Annotated in this window: 8 protein-coding genes; 3 read left to right on the forward strand and 5 right to left on the reverse strand. The window is 72.5% G+C overall.

Features of this window, described 5'->3' with window-relative positions; translation table 11 throughout:
• Positions 1-13: 13 nt before the first annotated feature.
• From ETD96_RS34970 to ETD96_RS34985, 4 genes are all read right to left on the reverse strand, one after another.
• Positions 14-1,375: a glutamine synthetase family protein gene (locus tag ETD96_RS34970; protein WP_138640758.1), complete on the reverse strand. Its 1,362-nt coding sequence runs from the start codon at positions 1,373-1,375 to the stop codon at positions 14-16.
• A 150-nt stretch (positions 1,376-1,525) separates the two neighbouring features.
• A complete protein-coding gene (locus ETD96_RS34975) occupies positions 1,526-2,314 on the reverse strand; it encodes an amino acid ABC transporter ATP-binding protein (RefSeq protein WP_138640759.1) in 789 nt (262 codons plus the stop codon).
• Entirely contained in the window at positions 2,311-3,138 is an 828-nt protein-coding gene (locus ETD96_RS34980) for an amino acid ABC transporter permease (protein WP_205719596.1), read from the reverse strand. The genes ETD96_RS34975 and ETD96_RS34980 overlap by 4 nt, the downstream gene beginning before the upstream one ends.
• Positions 3,135-3,959 carry a transporter substrate-binding domain-containing protein gene (locus ETD96_RS34985; RefSeq protein WP_240808453.1) on the reverse strand — a complete coding sequence of 275 codons (825 nt, stop codon included), beginning with the start codon at positions 3,957-3,959 and terminating at the stop codon, positions 3,135-3,137. The genes ETD96_RS34980 and ETD96_RS34985 overlap by 4 nt, the downstream gene beginning before the upstream one ends.
• Positions 3,960-4,132: 173 nt before the next feature.
• On the opposite strand from ETD96_RS34985, the gene ETD96_RS34990 reads away from it, so the two are divergent.
• Positions 4,133-5,152: a terpene synthase family protein gene (locus ETD96_RS34990; protein WP_138640764.1), complete on the forward strand. Its 1,020-nt coding sequence runs from the start codon at positions 4,133-4,135 to the stop codon at positions 5,150-5,152.
• Here ETD96_RS34990 and ETD96_RS34995 read toward each other — a convergent pair.
• The gene (locus tag ETD96_RS34995) at positions 5,092-6,114 is read right to left on the reverse strand and encodes an ArsR/SmtB family transcription factor (RefSeq protein ID WP_138640762.1); all 1,023 of its coding nucleotides are present in this window, start codon (positions 6,112-6,114) and stop codon (positions 5,092-5,094) included. The genes ETD96_RS34990 and ETD96_RS34995 overlap by 61 nt on opposite strands.
• Before the next feature lie 55 nt (positions 6,115-6,169).
• Here ETD96_RS34995 and ETD96_RS35000 point away from each other — a divergent pair, with 55 nt between their 5' ends.
• Together ETD96_RS35000 and ETD96_RS35005 are read left to right on the forward strand one after the other, a co-directional pair.
• Complete coding sequence (locus tag ETD96_RS35000; protein ID WP_240808454.1) at positions 6,170-7,426, forward strand: MDR family MFS transporter; 1,257 nt, start codon at positions 6,170-6,172, stop codon at positions 7,424-7,426.
• Positions 7,427-7,458: 32 nt separating this feature from the next.
• The coding region (locus ETD96_RS35005) for an NAD+ synthase (protein ID WP_138640763.1) at positions 7,459-9,135 on the forward strand (1,677 nt) is incomplete at its 3' end.

Raw genomic sequence — 9,135 nt, forward strand, 5'->3', positions numbered from 1 at the left:
GGCTGGAGGACGGTTAGAGCACCGCCAGCAGGCGCCTGCGCTCGAACTCGGTCACCTGGCGCCGGTACTCCTCCCACTCCTGCCTCTTGTTGCGCAGGAAGAAGTCGAACACGTGCTCGCCGAGGACGTCGGCGACCAGCTCGCTGCGCTCCATCGCGTGGATCGCCTCGTCCAGGTTCTGCGGCAGCGGCTCGATGCCGAGGGCGCGCCGCTCGGCGACGGTCAGCGCCCAGACGTCGTCCTCGGCGCCCGGCGGCAGCTCGTAGCCCTCCTCGATGCCCTTCAGCCCGGCGCCGAGGATCGCCGCGAACGCCAGGTAGGGGTTCGCGGCCGTGTCCAGCGACCGGAACTCGATCCGCGTCGAGTGGCCCTTGTGCGGTTTGTACATCGGCACGCGGACGAGCGCGGACCGGTTGTTGTGCCCCCAGCAGATGTAGGACGGGGCCTCTCCCCCGGCGCCGGCGGCCGAGCCGACGTTGCCCCACAGCCGCTTGTAGGAGTTGACCCACTGGTTGCACACCGCGGTGATCTCCGCGGAGTGCCGCAGCAGCCCGGCGATGAACGCCCGCCCGACCTTGGACAGCTTGAACTCCGCGCCCGGCTCGTAGAAGGCGTTGCGGTCGCCCTCGAACAGCGACATGTGGGTGTGCATGCCGGAGCCGGGGTGCTCGGTGAACGGCTTCGGCATGAAGGACGCGTGGACGCCCTGCTCCAGCGCGACCTCCTTCATCACCAGCCGGAACGTCATGATGTTGTCGGCGGTGGTGAGCGCGTCGGCGTACCGCAGGTCGATCTCCTGCTGGCCGGGGGCGCCCTCGTGGTGGCTGTACTCCACCGAGATGCCCATGGCCTCCAGCATCATGATCGCGTTGCGCCGGAAGTCGTGCGCGGCGCTGTGCGGGGTGTGGTCGAAGTAGCCGCCGGAGTCGGCGGGCTCGGGCTCGCTGCCGTCCTCCGGCTTGTCGTTGAGGAGGAAGAACTCGATCTCGGGATGGGTGTAGAAGGTGAACCCGAGGTCGGCGGCCCGCGACAGCGCCCGCTTCAGCACGTAGCGGGGGTCGGCGAAGCTCGGCGTCCCGTCCGGCATCAGGATGTCGCAGAACATCCGCCCGACGCCCGGCGACTCCGAGCGCCAGGGCAGCACCTGGAAGGTGGACGGGTCCGGCTTGGCGATCATGTCGGCCTCGTACACCCGCGCGAAGCCCTCGATCGCCGACCCGTCGAAGCCGATGCCCTCGCCGAACGCGCCCTCCAGCTCGGCGGGCGCCACGGCCACCGACTTCAGGAACCCGAGCACGTCGGTGAACCACAGCCGGATGAAGCGGATGTCGCGCTCCTCCAGCGTGCGGAGCACGAACTCCTGCTGACGGTCCAAAGCCTTCTCCCTCGGTACTGCCCCGCCGCCGACATGGGGCCGGGCAACGCATGCCGGCCGCGAGAGACGGTCCGGCTACTTCGCAGTATGCCCGGTGGCTGTTACCGCGACGTTACACCGGACCATTCCCGCTGACCGGAACATATCCGACTACTCACCCTCCCCGACCCGCGCGGCGGCCGGGTCGAGGACGCGGGACAGGAACGCCCGGGTGCGCTCGTGCGACGGGTCGGCGATCACCCGCTGCGGCGGGCCCTCCTCGACGACCACGCCGCCGTCCATGAACACCACCCGGTCGGCCACCTCCCGGGCGAACGACATCTCGTGGGTGACCACGAGCATGGTCATCCCGGCCTCCGCCAGGCCCCGCATGACGCCGAGGACGTCGCCGACCAGCTCCGGGTCCAGCGCGGACGTCGGCTCGTCGAACAGCATCACCTCCGGCCCCATCGCCAGCGCGCGGGCGATCCCCACCCGCTGCTGCTGCCCGCCCGACAGCTGCGCCGGGTACGCGTCGACCTTGTCGGACAGCCCGACCCGCTCCAGGTTCTCCCGGGCGATCCGCTCGGCCTCCGCCTTGTCCCGCTTCAGCACCTTCCGCTGCGCGATCACCACGTTGCCGAGGGCCGTCAGGTGCGGGAAGAGGTTGAAGGACTGGAACACCATGCCGATCCGGCGGCGGACGGCGTCGATGTCCACCTCGGGGTCGGTGACGTCGGCACCCGCGACCCGGATCGTCCCCGCCGACGCCTCCTCCAGCAGGTTGACGCAGCGCAGCAGCGTCGACTTGCCCGACCCGGACGGGCCGATCACGCACACCACCTCGCCCGGCTCGACATGGAAGTCGATGCCGCGCAGCACCTCGTTCGTCCCGAACGACTTGCGCAGCCCGGTGATCTCGATGGCTCCGCCGCCGGTGCCCTTGCCGAGGCCCGTCATCGCTGCCCCCTGCGCTGCCGCGCCTCCAGCCGCCGGGCCAGCAGGCTCAGCGGGATCGTGATGATCAGATAGCAGATCCCGGCCACGATGATCGGGGTCGTGTTGCCGACCTGGCCCGCCAGGTCGCGGCCGAACTTCGTCAGCTCCCGCTGCTCCAGGGTGATGCCGAGGAAGAGCACCAGCGAGGAGTCCTTGCAGAGCAGCACCAGCTGGTTGGTGAGCGGCGGGATGACGATGCGGAACGCCTGCGGAATGACGATCGACCGCATCGCGCGGGCGTGCGACATCCCGAGGGAGCGCGCCGCCTCCGTCTGCCCCTTCGGGACGGCCTCGATCCCGGCCCGGATCGTCTCCGCCATGTAGGCGCCCGCGGCCAGGCCGAGGGCCAGCGCGGTCTGCCCGACGGCCCCGCCGGGAACGGTCGTCCCGAAGGCCAGCGGCACGCCGACGCTGATGAAGATGAAGATCAGCAGCAGCGGCAGGCCGCGGAAGACCTCGATGAACGCCGCCGCGAACCACCGGTAGGGCGCGACCGACGACAGCCGCATCAGCGCGATGACGAGGCCGAGCACCAGCCCGAGCCCGAAGCCGGTGGCCGTGTAGACCGCGGTGTTGCGGAGGCCGACCGTGATGACGTCGGGGAACAGGCTCTTCGCGACCTCCCAGTTGGCGAAGTTCAGCCGCAGCGTGCCCCAGTCGGCCAGCAGCACGACCACGATCACGACGAGGGCGAAGAGCCCGTACTGCCCGCCGAGCGACAGCTGCCGGCGGCGCCGGCGGGACAGCCCGCCGGGCACCGCCGCCTTGACCGGTTCCGCGGTCACGACCCGCCGCCGGCGGCCGCGGGCATCGGACCGATCCACTTCTCGTAGATCTTCTTGTAGGTGCCGTCGGCCTTGGCCTGCGCGAGCACCTCGTTAGTGATCTTGACCAGCTCGGGGTTCTTCCCCTTGCGCATCCAGAAGCCGTACTGCTCGCCGGTGTTCAGGTTCGCGACGATCTCGTAGCCGGAGTTCGCCGGGTCCTTCAGCCAGCCCTTGACGACCGGGTCGTCCTGGACGATCACGTCGACCTGGCCGGTGCGCAGCGCGTCCAGCTCGGCGTTGGAGTTGTCGAACGAGCGCGGGTCGAAGCCCTTCTCCTTGACGAAGTCCTCACCGGTGGTGCTCGCCTGGGAGCCGAGCTTCAGCTTCTTGTTCTTGACGTCGTCCAGCGAGGTGATCCCGCTGCCCTTCTTCGCCATCAGCGACTGCGTCGCGTCGAAGTAGGGGGCGGAGACGTCCATGAACTTCACCCGGTCGGGCTTGATGGTCATGCCGCCCATCTGGATGTCGCACTTGCCGGCGTTCAGCGCGGCGCCCGTCTTCATCGTCTCGAACGGCGTGTCGACGACCTTCTGCGTGACGCCGAGCTTCTTGGCGACGAGGTCGATCAGCTCGACGTCGAAGCCGACGACCTTGCCGGTCTTCTTGTCCTCGGACTGGAACGGCGGGTACGGCAGGTGGGTGCACGAGGTCAGCGCGCCCTTCTCGATGAGCGTCACGCCCTGCACGGTGGCGCCCTCGTCGCCACCGCAGGCCGACGCCGTCAGCGCCAGGGCCGCGAGGCCCGCGCCCAGTGCCCATCGCACGGTCCCTCTGGACACTTTTCCTCCTGGTATGAGCGTGTTGCCGATCATCGAACTATCGCACGTCAGGGCGGCGTCCGGTACGGGCGGGCGGATGGCGCCTCCATGACCGTCCGCACGGAACCGTTTCCCGGAAATTGACGCGGCGATCATGGTCGCTCGACGGAATGATCATTAGCGTGGTCAGGGTCGTGGACATCTCTCTTCTGCTCTCGATGACGGACCGGGTGCCCGCACTGGCGACACCGTCGGCCATGCACCCGGAGTCGTGGCGGCTGTGCGCCCAGGTGGAGACCTGGGCCCGCGGCCGCGGCCTCGTGCTCGGCGATCCGGACACCTCGCCGCTCGGCCGGGCCCGCTGCGAGCGGCTCGCCGCCCGCGTGCTGCCGTCCGCCGAGCTCGCCGGGGTCGACCTGTTCGCCCGCTGGCTGACCTGGGCGCTCGCGCTGGACGACACGATGGACCACCCGCCGCTCGCCGACAGCGGCAGCGCCGTGCACGCGCTGTACGACGACCTGCTGCGCGCGATGCGGCGCGGCCACGCCCGGCCGGGGGCGCGGCCCCTGGAGGCGTCGCTGGTCGAGCTGTGGCAGGAGACGGCCAAGGACATGAGCCGCGAGTGGCGGCGCCGGTTCATGCTGCAGCTGGAGACGCACCGGGACGGCTGCGCGGAGGAGGCGGTCAACCGCCGGATCCGGCACGTCCCGACGGAGGCGGAGTACCCGCCGCTGCGCCGCCGGGCGTGCGGGCCGTTCCTGTACGACCTGGTCGAACCCGTCCTCGGCGTCGAGCTGCCGGCCCGGCTGCTGCGCACGCCCCGCTGGAAGACCCTCGCCGACGGCGTCGCCGACGCCGTGGCCTGGTCCAACGACCTCGCCTCCTGCGACCTGGAGGCGGCCCGCGGCGACGTGCACGCGCTGCCCGCCGTCCTCGCCCGGACGCGCGGCCTGACCGCCGAGCAGGCCGCCGCAGCCGTCGCCGACCGCATCGTCGACCGGCTGGAGCAGGCGTGGACGGCGGCGCGCAGGCTGCCGGAAATGCTCGACCGGCTGGACCTCACGGTCGCGCAGCGCGCCGCCGCCGCGCAGGTCGTCAAGGTGCTGCTGGACACGCCGCGCGCCCACCTGGACTGGCTCGCCGAGTCCGGCCGCTACGCGCCCGACTCGGCGCCCGGCACGCTGCGCCTGGACGCGCTCGCCTCACTGCGCTGACCGCGCGCGAGCGCGTCGCCCGCCGGGGTGCGCACGTACAGGACCCGGCGGCCCATGCGGTGCCCGGTGACGAGGCCGCAGGCCCGCAGCACGCCGAGATGCTGGCTGACCGCGCCGGCGGTGACGCCGAGCCGCCGCGCCAGGTCCGTCGTCGCGGCGGGCCGCGCCAGCGCGGCGAGCAGCTCGGCGCGCCGCCGGCCGATCAGCGCGGCCAGCGCGTCCCGCCGCTCGTCCGGCCGCCCCGTCTCCCACAGCGTCGCGACGCCGCGCGGCGGATAGCTGAGCATCGGCTGGTAGGGCGGCATCATCACCGAGACGTGCGGCCACACGAACGCGCTCGGGACGAGCAGCATCCCGCGCCCGGCCAGCTCGCCGCGGAACGTCCAGCGGCGGTCGACGGTCAGCGTCCCGGCGCGCCACGACACCGCCTCGTGCAGGTCGCCGAACACCCCGGCGGCGCCCTCGGCGGCGAGCGCGCCCGTCCGGCGCAGGACGTCCCCTTCGAGCAGGTCGCGGACGCGGGGCCAGAACGGCTCCACGGCGACCTCCCAGTACCGTTCGAGCAGGTCGGCGAGGTGCGCCAGGGTGCGCTCCGGAGTGGCCGCCATCGCCAGCCGCGTCGCGCCCGGCCGGGTGCCGAACTCCGTCCAGCGCAGCTCGGCGGCGACGACCTCCGGCGGCGTGGCCCGCACGATCCCCAGTTCCTCGGCGAGGTCGGGCAGCGGGGTCCCCGGCGGCGGGGTGAGGAAGTCGGGGATGTACCCGGCGGGCCCGACGACCTCGTGCAGCGGCCCGAGGCCGAGCCCGCGCAGCCGCGGCCGGACGGTGCGCACCCACGGCAGGTGCAGCGCGTGCCCGGACGGGTCGGCGAGCACCCGCAGGCTGCGCACCATCTCCCACAGCGGCGAGAACGCGAACCGGACGCGGGCCACGTCGTCCGGTGCGAACACGAACTCGATCATTCAGTTCAGGCTAAATGATTATCCGGGGCCGTCCGGAGCGCCCACCATCGTGCGAGTGACCACTCTGGAAGACACCCCCGTCGCCGCGCCGGGCCGGGTCGCGGCGTTCCTGCGCCCCCGTGTCGGCGGCTTCCCCCGGCCGTTCTGGGTGCTGTGGGCGGGGACGCTGCTCAACCGCCTCGGCACCATGGTCGAGCCCTTCCTCGGCCTCTACCTCACGACCATGCGCGGGCTGTCGCTGGCGCAGGCCGGCGTGGTGATGGCGGTGCTCGGCGCGGGCTCGCTCGGCGGCCAGATCGTCGGCGGGCTGCTCGCCGACCGGATCGGCCGGCGGGCGACGCTGACGATCGCGACCGTCGGCACCGGCGCCGCGATGCTCGCGCTCGGCTACGCCCAGGGCATCGCCGCCCTCGTGGCGGCGGCGCTGCTGCTCGGCGTCCTGCTGGACATGTACCGGCCCGCCGCGCAGGCGATGGTGGCCGACATCATCTCCCCCGCCGACCGGCCGCGCGCCTTCGGGCTGCTGTTCTGGGCGATCAACCTGGGCTGGGCGGTCGCGATGGTGCTCGGCGGGACGCTCGCGCAGCAGGGCTTCCTGTGGCTGTTCTGGATCGACGCGGCCACCTGCGCCGGCTTCGGCCTGCTGGTGTGGCGCGCCATCCCCGAGACGCGGTCGCGGGAGACCCGCGCCGGCGGCACCGGCGGGTTCGTGCGCGTCCTGCGCGACCGCGTCATGGTCGGCTACGTGCTGGTCACCCTGGTGTACACGTTCGTGCTGATGCAGGGCATGACGACGATGCCGCTGGCGATGAAGGAGGACGGGCTCGGCCCCCAGTCCTACGGCCTCGCGATCGCCGCGAACGGCGTGCTGATCATCATCGTGCAGCCGCTGGTGAACGCGTGGCTGGCCCGCCGCGACCACAGCCTGGTGATGGTCGCCGGGTTCCTGCTGGTCGGGCTCGGCTACGGGCTGACCTCGCTGGCCTCGACGGTGGCCGCCTACACCGCGACGATCCTGGTGTGGACGCTCGGGGAGATCACGGCGGCGTCCGTCCTGCAGGCCGTCGTCGCCGACCTCGCGCCCGCCGACCTGCGCGGCCGGTACAACGGGCTGTACGGGATGGCGTGGTCGGGCGGCTTCCTGCTGGCGCCGCTCGGCGGCACCCAGCTGCTCGGCACCGGCGGGGCGGCCGCGCTGTGGCTGACCTGCGCGGGGCTGGCCCTCGTCGCGGCGCTGGCGCAGCTCGCCCTCGCCCCCGCGATCCGCCGCCGCCGGGCCGCCGCGCTCGCCGTCGACTTCTCGTCAAAGTGACGAAACGGCCGCGCGCGTTCTACCCTGGGAGGGTGGCACAGCTCAGGATCGCGCTCGCGCAGGTGAACCCGACCGTCGGCGACCTCGACGGCAACGCCGACCTGATCGTGGAATGGAGCCGGCGCGCCGCCGACGCGGGCGCGCACCTGGTCGCCTTCCCCGAGATGATGCTGACCGGCTACCCGGTGGAGGACCTCGCGCTCCGCGCGTCCTTCGTCGAGGCGTGCCGCCGGGCCCTGGACCGGCTCGCCCGCCGGCTCGCCGACGAGGGCCTCGGCGACCTGCCCGTCGTCACCGGCTACCTGGACCGCCGCTCCGTCGGACCGGTCCGCTCCGGGCAGCCCGCCGGCGCGCCGCTGAACGCGGCCGCGTGGCTGCACGGCGGCGAGGTCCTGGTCCGCTCGGCCAAGCACCACCTGCCGAACTACGGCGTCTTCGACGAGTACCGGATCTTCGTCCCCGGCGACCGGCTGCCCGTCGTCCGCGTCCGCGGCGTCGACGTCGCCACCGTCATCTGCGAGGACCTCTGGCAGGACGGCGGCCCGGTCAGCGTCACCTCCGCGTCCGGCGCGGGCCTGCTGCTCGCCGTCAACGCCTCCCCCTACGAGCGCAACAAGGACGACGTCCGCCTCGACCTGTGCGCCGAACGCGCCCGCGAAGCGGGCTGCGCCCTCGCCTACGTCAACATGGTCGGCGGCCAGGACGAACTCGTCTTCGACGGCGACTCCGTCATCGTCGGCCCCGACGGCACGCCCCTGGCCCGCGCGCCCCAGTTCGTCGAGCACCTCCTCGTCGCCGACCTGGCGCTCCCCGCCGCCGACCCCTCGGCCGCACCCGGCCGCACCCCGGTCGACGCCCACGACGGCACCACCATCACCATCGACCGGCACGTCCTCACCCCGGACCCGCTGCCCGCCTACCCGGTGCGGCCGCAGCCCGCCGCCGAGCCCATGGACGACCTCGCCGAGATCTACGCCGCGCTCGTCCTCGGCACCCGCGACTACGTCCGCAAGAACGGCTTCCGCTCCGTCGTCCTCGGGCTGTCCGGCGGCATCGACTCCGCCCTCGTCGCCACCATCGCCTCCGACGCGATCGGCCCGGAGAACGTGCACGCCGTCCTGCTCCCGAGCCGCTACTCCTCCGAGGGCTCCGTCGTGGACGCCGAGGACCTCGTCAAACGCCAGGGCGTCAACTCCCGCACCGTCCCCATCGCCGACATGGTCGAGGCGTTCGAGAAGCAGCTCGACCTGCACGGCCTCGCCGCCGAGAACCTCCAGGCCCGCATCCGCGCCAACGTGTGGATGGCCCTGTCCAACGAGCACGGCCACCTCGTCCTGACCGGCGGCAACAAGAGCGAGCTCGCCACCGGCTACTCCACCCTCTACGGCGACTCCGCGGGCGGCTTCGCCCCCATCAAGGACGTCTTCAAGCTCACCGTGTGGCAGCTCGCCCGCTGGCGCAACACGCAGGCCGGCGTCGACCTGCCGTTCCTGCACCCGTTCGCGCAGGAGCCCATCCCCGAGGCCATCATCGTGAAGGAGCCGTCCGCCGAGCTGCGCCCCGGCCAGCGCGACCGCGACACGCTTCCCGAGTACACCGTCCTGGACCCGCTCCTCGCCGACTACGTCGAACGCGACATGGGCCGCGAGTCCCTCATCAAGGCCGGCCACGACCCCGCCCTGGTGGACCGCGCCATCCGCCTGGTCGAC

Source organism: Actinomadura geliboluensis (genome assembly GCF_005889745.1).
Classification (GTDB): Bacteria; Actinomycetota; Actinomycetes; order Streptosporangiales; family Streptosporangiaceae; genus Spirillospora; species Spirillospora geliboluensis.